Below are 16,194 nucleotides of genomic sequence, written 5' to 3'. Positions count from 1 at the left end.
AAGGCTATAGAGCGAGCCGACGATGAACCGGCCGGCCGACCCCGTGAAGAAGACGAGTCTTTCCCTGTCCGAACCCCGCCAGCGGGGCGAGGCGCTGCAGCTCCTGCGCCGCGTGATCGCCGAGAACGGGCGCGAGCATATCGGCGGCTATGCCGTGGCGGTCGCCTGCCTCGTCGTGGTGGCGCTCACCACGGCCTTCCTGGCCTGGGTGATGCGCGACGTGATCGACGAGATCTTCGTCGCCGGCAACCGCGCCATGCTCTTCACCCTGCCGGTGGCGATCTTCGTCGCATTCTTCCTACGCGGCATCGCCTCCTATGGGCAGGGCGTCATCCTGGCGCGGATCGGCAACGACGTCGTCGCGCGCTACCAGCGCCGGCTCTTCGCCCATCTCACCGACCTGTCGGTGGACTTCTTCGGCGAGACGCGCTCGGCCCAGCTCGCCGCGCGCATCAACCAGAACGTCTCCGGCATTCGCGACACGCTGAATCTCACCGTCACCTCGCTGGCGCGCGATCTCCTGACGCTGATCTTCCTGATCTTCGCCATGATCTGGCAGGACTGGGTCCTGTCCTTGATCGCGCTCACCGCCGGGCCGCCGATCGCCATCATGATCTCGCGCCTGTCGCGCAAGCTGCGCAAGGCGACGCGCCAGTCGATCGACCTCAACAGCCGGGTGCTCGGCTCCATGCAGGAGGCCGCGCAAGGCATCCAGGTGGTGAAGGCCTTCACCATGGAGCACCTGCTGCGCGCCCGCACCGAGGAGCTGATCAGCAAGGCCGAGGAGCGCAACAACCGCATCGCCGTCATCACCGAGCGCTCGGGGCCGATCACCGAGACCGTGGCGGGTCTGGCCGTCGCGGCCGTGATTGCTTGGTCGGGCTACCGCGCCATCGTCTACGGCTATTCGCCGGGCTCGATGTTCGCCTTCATCACGGCGCTGCTGCTCGCCTACGACCCGGCCCGGCGCCTCGCCAAGCTGCAGGTGCAGATGGAGCGGGCGCTGGTGAACGCCAAGATGATCTACGAGATCCTGGACGAGACGCCGCGCCAGGCCGACGCGCCGGGTGCTCAGGCCTTGCGCGTTTCGGCCGGCGAGATCCGCTTCGAGAACGTCTCCTTCGGCTACCACGCCGAGGAGCCGGTGCTGCGCGACCTCGCCTTCACGGCTCCGGCCGGGCGCACCACGGCGCTCGTTGGCGCCTCGGGCGGCGGCAAGTCCACGATCATCGCCCTGATCGAGCGCTTCTACGACGCGGGCGCCGGGCGCATCCTGATCGACGGCACCGATATTACCACCGTCACCAAGCACTCGCTGCGCTCGGCCATCGCCTATGTCCCGCAGAACCCGACACTGTTCGAGGGCTCGATCCGCGACAACATCCGCTTCGGCCGGCCGGAGGCGAGTGACGCCGAGGTCGAGGAAGCCGCCCGGCAGGCGCAGGCCGAAGAGTTCATCCTCGCCCAGCCGCTCGGCTACGAGACGCCGGTGGGCGAAAACGGCGTGACGCTTTCGGGCGGCCAGCGCCAGCGCCTGTCGATCGCCCGCGCGCTTCTGCGCGACGCGCCGATCCTGCTTCTGGACGAGGCGACCTCGGCGCTCGACACGCGCTCCGAAGTGCTGGTGCAGCGCGCGCTGGAAACGGCGATGCGCGACCGCACCGTGGTGGTGGTCGCCCATCGCCTGTCGACGATCGTCGGCGCCGACCAGATCCTGGTCGTGGACCGGGGCCGGATCGCCGAAAGCGGCACGCATGGGGACCTCTTGAGACGGTCGAACGGGCTTTACGCCCGGCTCCACGGCTTCCAGGGTGGAAGCGGCGAAGCGGAAACAGCCGACATGGGAGAATCGCGATGAGCGAGGCGATGAAGCTGGTGATCCTCGGCGCGGCCGGCCGCATGGGCCGCACGCTGGTGCGCGTCGTGAAGGACAGCGAGGGCGCCAAGGTCGTCGCCGCGATCGAGCGCGAAGGCTCGCTGGCGCTCGGCGCCGATTGCGGCGAACTCGCCGCGAGCGGCCATCTCGGCGTTCCCGTCACCTCCGATCTTGCCAAGGCGCTGGACGCGGCCGACGGCGTGATCGACTTCACCGCCCCCGCGCTCAGCGTCGCCGTGGCGCGGGAGACGGCGCGGCGCGGCCTCGTCCATGTGATCGGCACGACCGGCTGTTCGGCCGAGGACGACGCGGCGATCGCGCAGGCCGCCGAGGCCGGCGCGCGGATCGTGAAGTCCGGCAATATGAGCCTTGGCGTCAATCTCCTCGCCGTTCTCGCCGAACAGGCGGCGCGGGCGCTGGGGCCGGACGCGTTCGACATCGAAATCCTCGAAATGCACCATCGCCACAAGGTCGACGCGCCCTCCGGCACGGCGCTGCTTTTGGGGCAGGCCGCGGCCGAGGGCCGGGCGGTGGCGCTCAACGAGCAGTCCGTGCGGGTGCGAGACGGGCACACCGGCGCGCGCCAAGCCGGCACGATCGGCTTTGCCACACTGCGCGGCGGCTCGGTGGTCGGCGATCATCAGGTGATTCTGGCCGGCGAGGGCGAGCGCATCGAACTTGGCCACCGGGCGGAGGACCGCGCCATCTTCGCGCGTGGCGCGCTGCGGGCCGCGCTCTGGGCGCGCGCGCAGGCGCCGGGCCTTTATTCCATGCGTCAGGTGCTCGGCTTCTGACGCTTTTCCGAGAGCCCTCTCCGGGCACTCCACAGGTTTTCCACACCCCGTCCCCATCTCGTCCACACAAAGGGAGTTCGTCTTCATGTCCCGCACCCTCGTGCTCGTCCGCCACGGCCAGAGCGACTGGAACCTCAAGAACCTCTTCACCGGCTGGCGCGACCCGGACCTGACCGATCTCGGCGTGGAAGAGGCCAAGGCCGCCGGCCAGCGCCTCAAGGCGGCGGGCCTTCATTTCGACATCGCCTTCACCAGCGCCCTGTCCCGCGCCCAGCGCACGCTGAAGCTGATCCAGACCGAGCTCGGCCAGGAGGGTCTGGAGACGATCCGCGATCAGGCGCTGAACGAGCGCGACTATGGCGACCTGTCGGGCCTCAACAAGGACGACGCCCGCGCCAAGTGGGGCGAGGATCAGGTCCATGTCTGGCGCCGGTCCTACGACGTTCCCCCTCCGGGCGGCGAGTCGCTGAAGGACACGGGCGCGCGCGTTTGGCCCTATTACATCCACCGCATCCAGCCGCATGTGCTGAACGGCGGCACGGTGATCGTCGCCGCCCATGGCAACTCGCTGCGCGCCCTGATCATGGCGCTGGACGGCTTGAGCGGCGAGGAGATCGTGGCGCAGGAACTCGCGACGGGCGTGCCCATCGTCTACAAGCTCAACGCCGATTCCACCGTCGCCTCGAAGGACGTGCTCGCCGGCTGACATCGAGCCCAGGGCCTGCGGCGTCTGGAGCGTTTCCAGGCAAAGCAGGTCCGCTCCGCCGCCGGACGATGGGCCAGGCCTTCAGACCTCGCGCGCTTCCCGTGAACTGAAAATCACGGGAAGCGCGCGAGGCAGGCTGGCCCTGCGTCAAAATCCCGCTTGCGGCCGGGGCCCTTTGCGGCAGATGCTGGTGCCTTCCTTGGACGGAGGCATCGCATGCGCCGCGCTCTCCTTGCCTGTCTCGCCTTCACCGCCTTCGCCGTGCCGGCTCTGCCGCTGCCGATTCTGGCCCCGCCGGCCTGGGCCGACGATTCCGGCGACGCCCGCACGGCCATCGGCGGGCAGCTCGACGCGCTGCGCGCCGACGACGGGGCGCGGGCCTATTCCTATGCCGCGCCCAACATCCAGCGGCTCTTCCCCTCGCCCGAGATCTTCCTCGCCATGGTGGCCAGGGGCTATCCCGCCGTCCATCGCTCCAGCAACGTCACCTTCGGCCCCTTGCGGACGGAGGGCGCGGGCCTGCGGCAGGAGGTCTTCCTGTCGGACGCGGACGGTCAGAGCTGGATCGCCAGCTACACGCTGGAGCGCCAGCCGGACGGCAGCCTGAAGATCACGGGATGCCAGATGCGCAAGGGAAGCGACATCGGCGCTTGAGGAAGGCGGGCCGCTCGGCCCGCCCTTTGCCAAGCCTCAGCTGCGATAGGCGCCTTGGCGCTCCAGCATCCAGCCGGGATATTCGGCCGGCAGGCGCGAGGCGGCGTCGAGCGCGGCGAGGTCGTCGGTGCTCAGCTTCACCTCCACCGCGCCGATATTGTCGGCGAGCTGCTCCGGCCGTTTGGCGCCGATGATGACGCTGGTGACCACCTCCTGGTGCAAGAGCCAGGCGAGCGCCACTTGCGCCACCGTGCAGCCCTTCTCGCCGGCCACCTTACGCATGGCCTCGATCACCGCGCCGCCGCGCGTGCGGTCCACCGGCGGGAAGTCGAAATTGGCGCGCCGCCCATCCGCCGCCTGCCCCTCGCCGTCGTATTTGCCGGAGAGATAGCCGCCGGCGAGCGGGCTCCAGACCATGAGGCCGATGCCCTCCGACAGGAGCATGGGCGCGATTTCGCGCTCCAGATCGCGGCCGACCAGCGTGTAGTAGGCCTGGAGCGACAGGATCGGCGCGAGGCGGCGAAGCTCCGCGATGCCGACCGCCTTCATGATCTGCCAGGCCGCCCAGTTGGACAGGCCGAGATAGCGCACGTGCCCATGGCGGACGAGCGTGTCCAGCGCCTCCAGCGTTTCCTCGATCGGCACGGCCTTGTCGAAACCGTGGATCTGGTAGAGGTCGATATGGTCGAGCCCGAGGCGGGCGAGGCTCTGCTTGGCCTGGGAGAGGATGTGCGAGCGCGAAGCGCCGCGCGCGTTCGGCCCCGCGCCCATCGGCCCCAGAACCTTGGTCGCCACCACGACATCGTCGCGCGCCACGCCGAGATTCTTCAGCGACTGGCCGAGAATGCGCTCGCTCTCGCCGCCGGCATAGACATTGGCCGTGTCGAAGAAGTTGATGCCCGCATCCAGCGCGGTGCGCACCAGCGCGTCGGCGGCCGGCTGGTCGAGGCGGCCGATATGGCCCCAGATACCCTCGTCGCCGCCGCCGAAGGTCATGGTGCCCAGGCACAGTTCCGAGACGAAGAGGCCGCTCCGGCCGAGTTGACGCATCCGCATGGGTCTTGGCTCCTGATGGGAGGTTGCGATGGACCCAAGCTAGGGCGCCCGGCCCCCACCGCGCGACGCCGATCCTCTCAAGCTCTTGCCCGATCCTCTCAAAGCCGCGAAAGATCGGATGCAAGGGCGCGAGCGGCGGGCTAGACTGCGGGCATGACGACACTTGCCGACCTCGCCCCCCTGATCGAACGGCAGTTCGCCCGCTTCGGGCGGGAAACACCGATCGACGGCCTGCTCCTCAGCCGGGCCGACGCGCCGAGCGGCCTGATCCGCTCGGTTTATCGCCCGTCCTTCTGCCTCGTGGTGCAGGGCGCCAAGGTTTCGATGATCGGCGAGAACGCCTTTCGCTACCGCGCCGGAGAGGGCCTGCTCGCCTCGCTCGACCTGCCGGTGACGGCACGTATCCTCGAAGCCAGCGTTGAGCGGCCCTATCTCGCGCTCAGCCTCGCCCTACCCCCAGCGGAGGTGACGGCGCTGCTCAGCGAACAGGCCGACAGTTTGTCCGAGCCCGCGTCCTTCGCCGCGCTCGGAGCGGGCCGAGTCGATCCCGCCTTGTACGATCCTCTCAGGCGGCTTCTTGCGCTTCTCGACCAGCCGCGCGACCGGCCGGTTCTGGAACCGCTGATCCGGCGCGAGATCGTGTGGCGGCTGCTCGGCGGTCCGCTCGGACCTCTCCTGCGCCAGATCGGCACCAAGGACAGCCAAGCCGCGCGCGTCGCCCGCGCCAGCGCCTTTATCCGCAACCATCACGCCGAGCCCTTGCGCGTCGCCGATCTGGCGCGGCTGGCGGGCATGAGCGTTCCCAGCTTCCACCGGCACTTCAAGGCGGTGACGACGCTGACGCCGGTGCAGTTCCAGAAGCAGATCCGGCTGCAGGAGGCGCGGCGGCGCCTCTTGGCGGCCGAAGAGGTGGCGAGCGTCGGCTATGCCGTGGGCTACGAGAGCCCCTCGCAGTTCAGCCGCGACTATCGCCGGCTGTTCGGCGCCCCGCCCGGCCGCGACGGCGCAGCGATCCGCGCCCGCGTCGTGCCCGAACCCGCACTGCCCTAGCCCGGTTCGGCGGCGTTGGACCGAGCGGACAGGCGACCAGCCTCAGCCGGGCCACGCCCTGCGGCCGAATGGCGAGCGCGCCTCCACGGAGGGCGGGAGGGCGGGCCGGCGGCAGCAAGGCGAGCGGGCTTTGCGCCCTACGCCAGATCCCATCCGGGAGGCGCTCGGCGGGCGCGATCACCTCATGTCAGCCCAGCCCGTGGATGAAGGGGCGGCGGCCTGCCCGCGAATCGACTTGCGCGAAGCGCAGCGCCTGCATTCTCCGATGCGAGGAGAAATCCCGCATCGCCCCGGCGGCCGGCGGCGAGGCTTCCCATTCGCCGCAGGTCGGGCAGTTCACCGCCACGGCGCCTTCGTTGACGGGCTCGATCGAAGCGGCGGCATCTCCACAGACAGGGCAATTCATGATGGCGTTCCTCCGGCAAAGAGCGACCCTACCTCAGATCGCCCTGCAGCGGTGAGGATTGTCGAGGCGCGCGGTGAGAGGGTCGGTGGCGGATAGGCCGGCGGAGGGACCTGAGCGGCCAATCGGCTACGGCGAGGCGGGCGTCACCCCTCCCGTCGCCGTGAAGAAGCGGCAGAGATCGTTGAGAAAGCAGGTCTCGCAGCGCGGGCGGCGCGAAAGGCAGACGCTCTTGCCGAACTGGATCAGCCAGAAATGCCCGTCGCGGCGGGCCCAGTCCGGCACGTCGCGCTCCAGTGCGGCGGCTGTCCGGTCGGCGGTGCGCTCGTTCGTGATACCGGTGCGGTTGCAGACGCGGAAGACATGGGTGTCGACGGCGATCACGTCCTCGTCGAAGGCGAAGCTCATGACGATGTCGGCGCATTTGCGCCCGATGCCGGGCAGGCTCATCAGCCCCGCCCGGTCGCGCGGCACCACGCGGTCGTGCCGCTCGATCAGCTCGCGGCAGAGCCGGACGATGCTGCGCGCCTTCATATTGTAGAGGCCGCAGGGCTTGATGGCGCGGGCGATCTCCGCCTCGGTGAGGGCCAACATCTCGTCGGGCGTCCGGGCCAAGGCGAACAGCGCCTCGACGGCGGCAGCGGTGTTCACGTCCCGGCTTTGAGCCGAGAGGAGGCAGGACACCACGGAGCGGAATGGGTCGGGCTGGTCCTTCGGCCCCTTGGCGCCTTTCGTGCGACCCGGCATGTGAGCACTGAGACGCCGAAACGCCTCCGCGCGCTCGGGCGCGCTCAAGGTTCCGTGGTCCGCCTCGACCGTTGGCGCTTCGCCGACGAGCGCCTCGGCCGTTTCCTCGATTGCCGCCGCCACCTGCTTTCGCGCCATGCCGTCTGTTCCCGTTTGGGGGAGGACGGGCAGCCCGGCCCAAGGGTTCCCGGCCGCGACGATCAGGCGCCTTTCAGGCCGAACTCCCAGCCCAGCATGGCGCGCTTGCGCGTCAGGCCCCAATGGTAGCCGGTAAGCGCGCCGGACTTGCCCACGACGCGGTGGCAGGGCACCACGAAGGACAAGGGGTTGCGCCCCACCGCCGCGCCGACGGCGCGCGAGGCCGAGGGCTGGCCGATATCGCGCGCCACCGCCGAATAGGTCTCGGCGGCGCCCAGCGGAATGTCGAGAAGCCGCTGCCAAACCCGCACCTCGAAATCCGTGCCGATCAGAACGACGCGCAAGGGCTGGTCGGCGCGCCAGCGCTCGGGCGAGAAGACGCGCGACACTTGAAGCGCCGCTCCCTCGTCGTCGCGCTCGGTGCGCGCCCTCGGCCAGCGGCCCAGCATGTCGGCCAGCGCATGGTCGTCGCCGCCCCGGTCCTCGTCGCTGAAGGCAAGGCCCGCGAGGCCCCGCTCCGTCCACATGGCGAGCGTTCGGCCGAACGGCCCTTCGGCGAAGCCATACTGCAGGTTCATCCCCTCGCCACGCGCCTTGTGCGTGCCGGGGCTCACCGCCTCGTGTTTGACGAAGAGATCGTGCAGCCGCGAGGGGCCGCTGAGGCCCACCTCGATCGCCGCGTCCAGAAGCGGCAGGCCCTCGGCGAGGAGCCGGCGGGCGTGGTCCAGCGTCACCGCCTGAAGAAAGGCCTTGGGGCTCAGCCCCGCCCAGCGCCGCAGCGCCGCCTCCAGCTCGGCCTCGGTCGCGCCGACGCCCTCGGCGACTTCGCCCAGGCTCGGCTGTACCTGATAATGCTGCGAGATGAACTCAATGGTCCGGCGCACCAGGGGATAGTCCACCGGGGGCGCCAGTTCCTGAAACTGCGTGGCGCTGGGAATGCGGGCAAGTGCGGTCATGGCGCGGCTTCCTTCTCGAAGGGCCATCCTGAACCCGCCGCCCCGCCGCCGCCACCCGTTTTTCCGCCGCCAAGCCGAGCCTTGCCCGGCAAACGACGAAGGCGCCGGGCGGGTGGCCCGGCGCCTTCGCAGGTCCGCCCGGCTGGAGATGCCCCGGGCGGAAAAGGCGAGGCTAGAACCGGTAGCGCACGGAGCCGATGACGTTGCGCTCGGGCTCCTTGTAGCAGAAGCCCGAGGAGCAGATCTGCGTGTCCTCGTCGAAGAGATTGGTGGCGTTCACCTGCAACCGCAGGCCTTCGACCGAGGGCACGTCGTAATGGGCCGTGGCGTCGATGAAGACGCGCGCGTCGTTGGTGAAGCTGTTGGCGTCGTCGCCGAAGCTCTTTGACAGGTAGCGAAGCCCGGCGCCGAAGCCGAGGCCTTGCAGCGCGCCGGTCTGCACGGTGTAGTCGCCCCAGAGCGAGACGGTGTGGCGCGGGGTGGAGGAAAGCGTCTTGCCGGTGGTGGTCTCCGTGCCTTCCACGATTTCGAGATCGGTATAGGCGTAGGCGAGCGTCACGTTGAGCCCGTCGAGCAGCGTCGCCGTGCCTTCCAGCTCGACGCCGCGCGAGCGCAGCTTGCCGCGCTGCACCTGCTCGTTGGTGCCGGTCAGCGGGTTCACGTCGAAGAACACGCCGTTCTTCTGGTCGATGTTGAAGACGGCGGCGGTGAGGAGCGTGCTCCAGCCGGGAATGGCGTATTTGACGCCGGCCTCGACCTGCTCGGCCTCGGTCGGCACGAAGGCCGCGCCGGTGCGGCTGGTGCCGATATTGGGCGTGAAGGCGGTGGAATAGCTGACATAGGGCGCGATGCCGCTGTCGAAGAGATAGGACAGGCCGGCGCGGCCCGACCATTGGGCGTCGCGCTGCTCGGGCGCGTCGCTCAGCGCCTCCGGCGTGCCGGAGGCGGTGTCGGTCCACACCCAGTCGTGCCGCCCGCCGAGCGTCAGCGTCAGCCGGTCGTAGCGGATCTCGTCCTGCAGATAGAGGCCGACCTGCGCCTGTTCCTGGTCGGCGGCGACGGAATAGGCGGGCGTCGCGATCGGGCTCGCATAGACCGGGGCGGAGAAGCGCAGCGACGAGGCCGAGCCGTAGCCTTCGCGATTGGTGTAGAGCGCGTAGGAAGCGTCGACGCCAGCGAGAATCGTGTGCTTCAAGGGGCCGGTCTCGGCCTCGACCTGAAGCTGCGTGTCGGACACCGCGCCCTTCAGCGTCTGCTTCACGTTGCCCGAGCCGCGCCGCACGATGTCGCCCACCGGCGCGCCGATCGCATAGGCATATTCGCCATAGACGTCGAGCGCCTGGTAGCGCGCCTTCTGGCGGAAGGTCACACCCTCGCCGAGCTTCTGCTCCAGCTCGAAGCCGATACGCCCCTGCGTCTGGTCGAGATAGTTGAAGGACGGATCGCCCGCCGCCACATCGGTGACGCGGTTGTTCTCGTTGACATAGGCGAAGGTGCCGCCCGATTTCGAGCGCTGGAGCTCGCCCAGGATCGTCAGCGACGTGTCGCCGTCCGGCGTCCAGGTGAAGGCCGGGGCAACGGTGAGCCGGTCGTCGGAGGCGAAGGGATAGTCGGTGTCGCCGTCGCGCCCGACCGCGGTGATCCGGTAGAAGGCGGCGGTTGAGCCGCCGAGCGGGCCGGAGGCGTCGCCGTTCAGCTGGTAGCGGTTGTTGGAGCCGATCTGCGCCTCGATCTCGCGCGCCGCCGCCACGGTCGGCCGCTTGGAGCGCAGGTCCACGATGCCGCCGGCATTGGACGAGCCGTAGAGCCCGGCCGCCGGCCCTTTGAGGATCGACAGCCCCTCCAGGCCGTAGGGCTCGATGTCGAAGGTCGAGAAGCCGTTGTTGAACTCGCGCAGCCCGTCGCGGAAGATGCCGGTATAGGTGGCCGGCAGGCCCCGAATGAAGAAGGCGTCGAAGCGCGGGTCCAGCCCATAGGCGCCGATGCGCACGCCCGGCGTATAGCCCACCGCCTCCTGCAGCGTCTGCGGGTTGCGGTCCTCCAGCTGCTCTTCCGTCACCACGGAAACGGACTGCGGCACACGCACCAGCGGCGTGTCGGTCTTGGTGGCCGAGCGCGTGGTCCGGGCGACATAGCCTTCCGTCTGGAAACCGCCCGCCGAGGCGCCGGCGACGCCGCCCCCCTTCGCCGTCAGCCCCTCGCCGGAGGCGCCCGAGCCTTCCACCGTCACCGTGTCGAGCTGGATCTCCTGTGCCCCGGCCGGACCGATAAGGAGAAGGAGCGTCAGTGCGCTGCTGGCACGGGCGAACCGGGAACGGAACTTGGAAGGCATGGCGGGCGAACCGGAATTGTGCCGGCGCCCCTCGCGCCGGTCGTCCCCACCTTGCTATGTAAAGATGACTATATGAGTCAACTTAATGACGATCTGGCTCCCGGCCTGTGGACGACATCCAAAAGCCCGGTGCGGCTGGGCGTTCATGAGCGTTGGCATGGTCACTGACAGGAAAACCACGCTGGGCTTCGCACGCAGCTTTGCCGGCGCCGATGCAACCCGGCCACAGGTTCTGGAGCGGTTCCAAAGGCTGAAGGGACGCCCCCCCTCAGCGGAACGATCACTTCTCCAGCGACACGATCACCGGCACATGGTCGGACGGCCGGTCCCAGCCGCGCGCCTCGCGCAGGACGCGCACGTCCCGCACCATGGCGGGCAGGCCGTCCGAGCCCCAGACATGGTCGAGCCGGCGGCCCTTGTCGGCGCCGTCCCAATCCTTGGCGCGGTAGCTCCACCACGTGTAGAGCTTCTGCGGCAGAGGGATGTGATGGCGCACGAGATCGCGCCAGTTGCCCTCATCGAGAATGCGGATCAGCCCCTCGGTCTCGATCGGCGTGTGCGAGACGACCTTGAGAAGCTGCTTGTGGCTCCAGACATCCTCCTCGTAGGGAGCGATGTTGAGATCGCCCACCAGAATGGAGGCAACGCCCGGCTCGCTGTCGGCCCGCATCAGGCGCATCTCTTCCAGGAAGTCGAGCTTGTGGCGGAACTTCGGATTGATCGCCGGGTCCGGCTCGTCGCCGCCGGCCGGCACGTAGAGATTGTGGATGCGCAAGGGGCCGCCCAGCGCCGTGAGGCGCACCGAGAGGTGGCGCGCGTCGCCGATCGCGCAGAAATCCTGGCGCAGGATGTCGTCGAAGGGCAGGCGCGAAAGCGTCGCGACGCCGTGATAGCCCTTCTGCCCATGCAGCGCGATGTGCTCGTAGCCGAGCGCGCGGAACGCCTCTTCGGGGAAGAGCTCGTTCGGGCACTTCGTCTCCTGCAGGCAGAGCACGGTCGGCGCCTCGCGGCGCAGGAAGTCTTCCACGATCGGCAGGCGCAGGCGCACCGAATTGATGTTCCAGGTGGCGATGGTGAAGGGCATGGGCGGCTTTCGCATTCGGGGGCAAGGGCTGCGTAAGGGAGAAGGCGTCTGCTCGCAAGGCAACGGATGGCCGATCTCACGCGTTGAAGCCCGGCAAGTGGGCGGAGGGGAAGGCCAAGCATGTTCGAAGGCTTCGAGACGCGCGACGTGCCCGGCGAGGGCGCGACGATCTTCTGCCGGATCAAGGGTTCGGGCGAGCCGCTTCTGCTCCTCCACGGCTATCCCCAGACCGGCGCCATGTGGGCGCCGATCGCCGAAAGGCTGGCCGAGCGCTTCACCGTGATCGTGCCAGACCTTCGCGGCTACGGGCGCTCGAGCGCGCCGGAATCCTCCGGTGGCGAAGGCTATTCCAAGCGCCGCATGGGCGCCGACATGGTGGCCGTGATGCGCGCGCTCGGGCACGAGCGCTTTCACCTCGCCGGCCACGACCGGGGCGCGCGCGTTGCCTATCGCCTCGCCTTCGACCATCCCGATCGCGTGCGGCGCCTCGCGCTTCTCGACATCCTGCCGACGCTGGAAATGTGGGAGCGCATCGACGCGAGTGGCATGCTGTCGTCCTATCATTGGGCCTTTCTCGCCCAGCCCAATCCGATGCCCGAGCGACTTATCGCCAGCGACCCCGTCTTCTATCTCGATCACACGCTGGCGAGCTGGACCAAGTCGAAATCCACCGCGCCCTTCGCGTCGGAAGCGCTGGCGGAATACCGCAAGAGCTTCTCGCAGCCCGGCGGCGCGCACGGCCCCTGCGAGGACTACCGCGCCGGCGCGACGATCGACCCCGCCGACGACGCGGCCGACCGCGAGGCCGGCCGGCGCCTCGCCTGCCCGACGCTGATCCTCTGGGGCACCGACGGCACGCCCGCCAAGAACGGCGACCCGCTCGCCATCTGGCGGAGCTGGGCCGACGAGGTGGAGGGTCAGGCCATCGAGTCCGGCCATTTCCTGGTGGAGGAAGCGCCTGAGGAGACGCTGGCCGCGCTGGAGCGCTTCTTCGCCAAGGGCTGACCCGTCACCGTCGATCCATCGAAGTCCCAGCGAAATCGCCACTTGCGAATCACATAAGCCGATGCTTATGTATCGGCATGATGGAAGACGACATCTTCAAGGCCCTGGCCGACCCGACGCGCCGCGCGATCTTCGAGAAGCTGGCACTCGGCGGCACGCATGCCAGCGCCCTGCGCGAGGGCATGAGCATCAGCCAGCCCGCCATGTCGCAGCATCTCTCGGTGCTGAAAGGGGCGGGCCTCGTCAGCGAAACGCGGGAGGGCCGGTTCGTGCGCTACGAGGTGGACCCGGCGGGCCTTGGCTGTGTGGCGCAATGGCTGGCGAAGTACCGCCGCGTCTGGCCGGCGCGCATGGACGATCTCAAGACCCTTCTGCGGGACATGGACCAATGAGCGAGAGCGCGACCACCGAGCCCGGGCTGGACCTTGCCTACGAGTTCGACGAGCCGCCGGAAAAGCTCTGGCGGGCGCTCAGCATCCCCGCCTTCCGCGACGCCTGGCTGCCTGACGCGGCCCTGGCCGAGCCGGAACCGGTCTCCGCCGTTCCCGGCCGGGAAATCAGCTATCGCCTGCGCGAGGACACGCCGCCTTTCCTTGAAAGCTCGGTGACCTTCCGCATCTGCGAAACGCCCTCGGGCGGCACGCGGCTTCGCATTTTGCATCGACTCAGTGGAGGCGGGCGCTGCCTGATGGCGGCCAACGGCAACCGGACGCCGCGCGCCCGCGCGGCCTAGCTGCAACTCTTTCGCCTGCAAGTCACGTCTATTCCCAAGGCGTGAAAGGCCCGTCCCCGATCCACGGCCTTCACGTTCGAGAGCATGCCATGACGAGGAGCCTTTCGACGACACCGGCAAACATCTCCTCATCCTCTTCACGGATCACCACGAAACCCAGGGCCTCGTAAAAGGACCTCGCGCCGAGACTCTTCTTCAGGACTCGCACTTCCACCGCCTTCGCGGTGGTCAGCGAGTCGGTAGCGGCCGTCATCAAGCGCCGTCCGACACCGGACCTCTGATAGGGCGGCAGAACATACATGCCCCACAGGTAAGCGACGCCTTTCGCTTCACGCACGATCGAAGCGCCGACCAACCGGCCGTTTGGCAAATAGGCGCCGAAGACCTGAACCCCTGCCGGCGCCATGCCACCGACGGCTGGCCCCGAAAGCTGCGCCACCATGTCCGACACGACAGAAGACCCGACAAGATCCTCGTAAGTCGCGCGCCATGTGACGGCATAGAGTTCGCGCAGCTGCTCGAAATGGCTCTCATCGACCGTCGATAGCGTGACCTCCTCGGGGGCCACGGGATCGTCTTTCCGGTTCACTGCCACCTTTCCCTTCCCTCCATTCTCAAGGAATTCGCCGATGCGCGAAGCGATGCAACTCGTCCCTATGGTCGTCGAACAGTCGCGCGGCGGCGAGCGGGCCTTCGACATTTTCTCCCGGCTCCTGCGCGAGCGCGTCATCTTCCTGAACGGCGAGGTGAACGACCAGGTCTCGGCGCTGGTCTGCGCGCAGCTTCTGCTCCTGGAAGCGGAGAATCCGAAAAAGCCCATCCATCTCTACATCAACTCGCCCGGCGGTGTGGTGACGAGCGGGCTCGCCATGTACGACACGATGCAGTTCATCGAGGCCCCGGTGCACACGCTCTGCATGGGCACGGCGCGCTCCATGGGTTCCTTCCTCCTGATGGCGGGTCAGGCCGGCGAGCGCTGCGCCCTGCCCAACAGCTCCATTCATGTCCACCAGCCGCTCGGTGGCTTCCAGGGCCAAGCCTCCGACATCCTGATCCATGCCGAGGAAACGCGGAAGGTGAAGCATCGCATGACGCGGCTCTATGCCGAGCATTGCGGGCGCAGCTACGAGGAGGTGGAGCGCAAGCTCGACCGGGACTGCTTCCTTTCGGCCGAGGAGGCGCTGGAATGGGGACTGATCGACCGCATCCTCGCCAAGCGGGAGAGGCCGGGATTGGTCGGCTCGGCCTAAGCTTCGAGTGTCACCACACCCGCCCATAGCCGCCGCCCGGCACCACGCCACCGACATAGAACGGGTCGTCGTAAAGGCGGGCGCGGCGGTTGCCCTCGCGTGACAGGTCGATCCGCTGGAGGCAGGCGGCGAACCCGTCCGTGCCGCGCCGGAAGCCATAGTCGGCGCAGCGCGCCTCGTCGGCGGCTCGCCGCGTCTCGGGCGTCACCGTGGTGCAGCTGGCCATGACAAGCGCGGGCAGGAGCATAAGGATCGCGCGCATCGGGATCATCCCTGTTTTCCCGCCCAACGACGGGCGAGGCCGCGCGGTTGCACGGCCGACCCGCCCGCCTGGGCTCAGCGCTTGCCGCCGGTCTGGCCGGTGGCGATCTGCGAATAGGGGATGGCGAAGAGGTCGTTGTTCACCGAGGCGCCGTCCTCGACATTGTAGACCATGACGGTCGTGTCCTTGCCCTGCGCGTCGCGGATCGTCCATTGGCGCAGGTCGTAGGTGTTGGGGTCGAACATCATGGTGATGCGCGAATTGCCGAAGACCGACTTGTCGCCCATCACGATCGTGGTGAGGTCCGGCCCTTCCTTCACGCTCTGGATATTGGCCGACGAGAGGTCGATGCGCTGGTCGAGCAGAAGCTTCAGCGGCGTCTTGGACAGGGGATAGAGGTCCCAGGTGTTGAGCTTGCGGTTATTGACCGCGACCTGGGAGCCGTCCGAAATCACCCGCACCGGCGAGCCGGTGTAGTCGAAGCGGATCTTGCCCGGGCGCTCCATGAAGAACGTGCCCTCGGTCTGGTTGCCGGCGGCGTCGAACTGCACGAAATTGCCCTTCATCGAGCGCACGGCGGAGAAATGGTCGGCGACGCGCTGCGCCGTCGCCGCCGCCCCGGCCGCCTGCGCCATGGCCGGTCCCGCCGTCAGCGCCGGCGCGAGGACCGCGCCGAGAAGCAGCGTGGCGGCAAGCGCCGCTTTGGCGATCCGGGGGGCGGTCCGGGGAAAGCTCGTCGTCATGTCCGTTTCCTTGTCCTTGGCCTTGGGCGCCGCCGCAGGGACAGGCCCCTCCCCCGCGCGCTTCGCCGATCCGTATCGTTTCAGCCTAGCGCGTCGCTCTGGCGGCAATGCGGCATGGCCGCGTTCGTTTCCTGATAGCCGAGATGGCGCGCCACGCGAGCGATGCCAAGCCCGAATGCGAGAGCCCCCGCCGATGTGATCGAGGTGGGGTCAGTCCTTTTCAACCCACGCGGCGAATGAAACTCGTCCACAAAAGATATACGCGATCGGACCGGCACATGGGACTAGAAGTGCAACTTCATGCATCCAGGCGTGCTGCAGGTCATTCCTCCGTAGAGGGGCTCCCGATACCATCCGGTGACAACTCCGTCCGAACAAAGTGTGCATTTCAGCGTCATGTCGAAA

18 protein-coding genes are annotated in these 16,194 nt (G+C 68.4%); 9 read left to right on the top strand and 9 right to left on the bottom strand.

The window, feature by feature from the left end; translation table 11 throughout:
* Positions 1-22 precede the first annotated feature (22 nt).
* The 4 genes from M673_RS03250 (at position 23) to M673_RS03235 (ending at position 4,030) form a co-directional block, all read left to right on the top strand.
* Entirely contained in the window at positions 23-1,858 is a 1,836-nt protein-coding gene (locus M673_RS03250; RefSeq protein WP_244493261.1) for an ABC transporter ATP-binding protein, read from the top strand.
* On the top strand, positions 1,855-2,670 hold the full coding sequence (dapB, locus tag M673_RS03245; protein WP_061973541.1) for a 4-hydroxy-tetrahydrodipicolinate reductase: 816 nt from the start codon (positions 1,855-1,857) through the stop codon (positions 2,668-2,670). The genes M673_RS03250 and dapB overlap by 4 nt, the downstream gene beginning before the upstream one ends.
* An 85-nt stretch (positions 2,671-2,755) precedes the next feature.
* The gene (locus M673_RS03240; RefSeq protein ID WP_061973540.1) at positions 2,756-3,376 is read left to right on the top strand and encodes a 2,3-bisphosphoglycerate-dependent phosphoglycerate mutase; all 621 of its coding nucleotides are present in this window, start codon (positions 2,756-2,758) and stop codon (positions 3,374-3,376) included.
* Between the two features lie 216 nt (positions 3,377-3,592).
* A complete protein-coding gene (locus M673_RS03235) occupies positions 3,593-4,030 on the top strand; it encodes a DUF4864 domain-containing protein (RefSeq protein ID WP_082639141.1) in 438 nt (145 codons plus the stop codon).
* A gap of 36 nt (positions 4,031-4,066) precedes the next feature.
* On the opposite strand, the gene M673_RS03230 is transcribed toward M673_RS03235, so the two are convergent.
* The gene (locus M673_RS03230; RefSeq protein WP_061973539.1) at positions 4,067-5,086 is read right to left on the bottom strand and encodes an aldo/keto reductase; all 1,020 of its coding nucleotides are present in this window, start codon (positions 5,084-5,086) and stop codon (positions 4,067-4,069) included.
* 153 nt (positions 5,087-5,239) lie between these two features.
* On the opposite strand from M673_RS03230, the gene M673_RS03225 reads away from it, so the two are divergent.
* Positions 5,240-6,136 (top strand): AraC family transcriptional regulator, encoded by an 897-nt coding sequence (locus M673_RS03225; protein WP_061973538.1) that lies wholly within the window; start codon positions 5,240-5,242, stop codon positions 6,134-6,136.
* A 187-nt stretch (positions 6,137-6,323) separates the two neighbouring features.
* Here the strand turns inward: M673_RS03225 and M673_RS03220 are convergent, their stop codons facing one another.
* The 5 genes from M673_RS03220 to M673_RS03200 form a co-directional block, all read right to left on the bottom strand.
* Complete coding sequence (locus M673_RS03220) at positions 6,324-6,542, bottom strand: hypothetical protein (RefSeq protein ID WP_061973537.1); 219 nt, start codon at positions 6,540-6,542, stop codon at positions 6,324-6,326.
* Positions 6,543-6,668: 126 nt separating this feature from the next.
* Positions 6,669-7,424 (bottom strand): endonuclease III domain-containing protein, encoded by a 756-nt coding sequence (locus M673_RS03215; protein WP_148639958.1) that lies wholly within the window; start codon positions 7,422-7,424, stop codon positions 6,669-6,671.
* Positions 7,425-7,486: 62 nt separating this feature from the next.
* Positions 7,487-8,380, bottom strand: a complete 894-nt coding sequence (locus tag M673_RS03210) for a methylated-DNA--[protein]-cysteine S-methyltransferase (protein ID WP_061973536.1) — start codon at positions 8,378-8,380, stop codon at positions 7,487-7,489.
* A gap of 172 nt (positions 8,381-8,552) precedes the next feature.
* Positions 8,553-10,712 (bottom strand): TonB-dependent siderophore receptor, encoded by a 2,160-nt coding sequence (locus tag M673_RS03205; protein WP_061973535.1) that lies wholly within the window; start codon positions 10,710-10,712, stop codon positions 8,553-8,555.
* A gap of 280 nt (positions 10,713-10,992) precedes the next feature.
* Positions 10,993-11,796 carry an exodeoxyribonuclease III gene (locus M673_RS03200; protein WP_061973534.1) on the bottom strand — a complete coding sequence of 268 codons (804 nt, stop codon included), beginning with the start codon at positions 11,794-11,796 and terminating at the stop codon, positions 10,993-10,995.
* Positions 11,797-11,916: 120 nt separating this feature from the next.
* On the opposite strand from M673_RS03200, the gene M673_RS03195 reads away from it, so the two are divergent.
* The 3 genes from M673_RS03195 (at position 11,917) to M673_RS03185 (ending at position 13,534) form a co-directional block, all read left to right on the top strand.
* A complete protein-coding gene (locus tag M673_RS03195) occupies positions 11,917-12,801 on the top strand; it encodes an alpha/beta fold hydrolase (protein WP_061973533.1) in 885 nt (294 codons plus the stop codon).
* A gap of 77 nt (positions 12,802-12,878) precedes the next feature.
* Complete coding sequence (locus tag M673_RS03190) at positions 12,879-13,193, top strand: ArsR/SmtB family transcription factor (RefSeq protein WP_061973532.1); 315 nt, start codon at positions 12,879-12,881, stop codon at positions 13,191-13,193.
* The gene (locus M673_RS03185) at positions 13,190-13,534 is read left to right on the top strand and encodes an SRPBCC family protein (RefSeq protein ID WP_061973531.1); all 345 of its coding nucleotides are present in this window, start codon (positions 13,190-13,192) and stop codon (positions 13,532-13,534) included. The genes M673_RS03190 and M673_RS03185 overlap by 4 nt, the downstream gene beginning before the upstream one ends.
* Before the next feature lie 70 nt (positions 13,535-13,604).
* Here M673_RS03185 and M673_RS03180 read toward each other — a convergent pair whose 3' ends face one another.
* On the bottom strand, positions 13,605-14,102 hold the full coding sequence (locus tag M673_RS03180; RefSeq protein WP_187301291.1) for a GNAT family N-acetyltransferase: 498 nt from the start codon (positions 14,100-14,102) through the stop codon (positions 13,605-13,607).
* Between the two features lie 61 nt (positions 14,103-14,163).
* On the opposite strand from M673_RS03180, the gene M673_RS03175 reads away from it, so the two are divergent.
* Positions 14,164-14,784, top strand: coding sequence for an ATP-dependent Clp protease proteolytic subunit (locus M673_RS03175; RefSeq protein WP_061973529.1), 621 nt, complete (start codon positions 14,164-14,166; stop codon positions 14,782-14,784).
* Between the two features lie 10 nt (positions 14,785-14,794).
* On the opposite strand, the gene M673_RS03170 is transcribed toward M673_RS03175, so the two are convergent.
* Entirely contained in the window at positions 14,795-15,046 is a 252-nt protein-coding gene (locus M673_RS03170) for a hypothetical protein (RefSeq protein WP_244493262.1), read from the bottom strand.
* A gap of 74 nt (positions 15,047-15,120) precedes the next feature.
* The gene (locus tag M673_RS03165; protein WP_061973527.1) at positions 15,121-15,789 is read right to left on the bottom strand and encodes an outer-membrane lipoprotein carrier protein LolA; all 669 of its coding nucleotides are present in this window, start codon (positions 15,787-15,789) and stop codon (positions 15,121-15,123) included.
* Between the last annotated feature and the right edge of the window lie 405 nt (positions 15,790-16,194).

The sequence above is a fragment of the Aureimonas sp. AU20 genome (assembly GCF_001442755.1).
In the GTDB taxonomy this organism is placed as follows: Bacteria; Pseudomonadota; Alphaproteobacteria; order Rhizobiales; family Rhizobiaceae; genus Aureimonas.
This window is presented reverse-complemented; position numbering and strand designations above follow the sequence as displayed.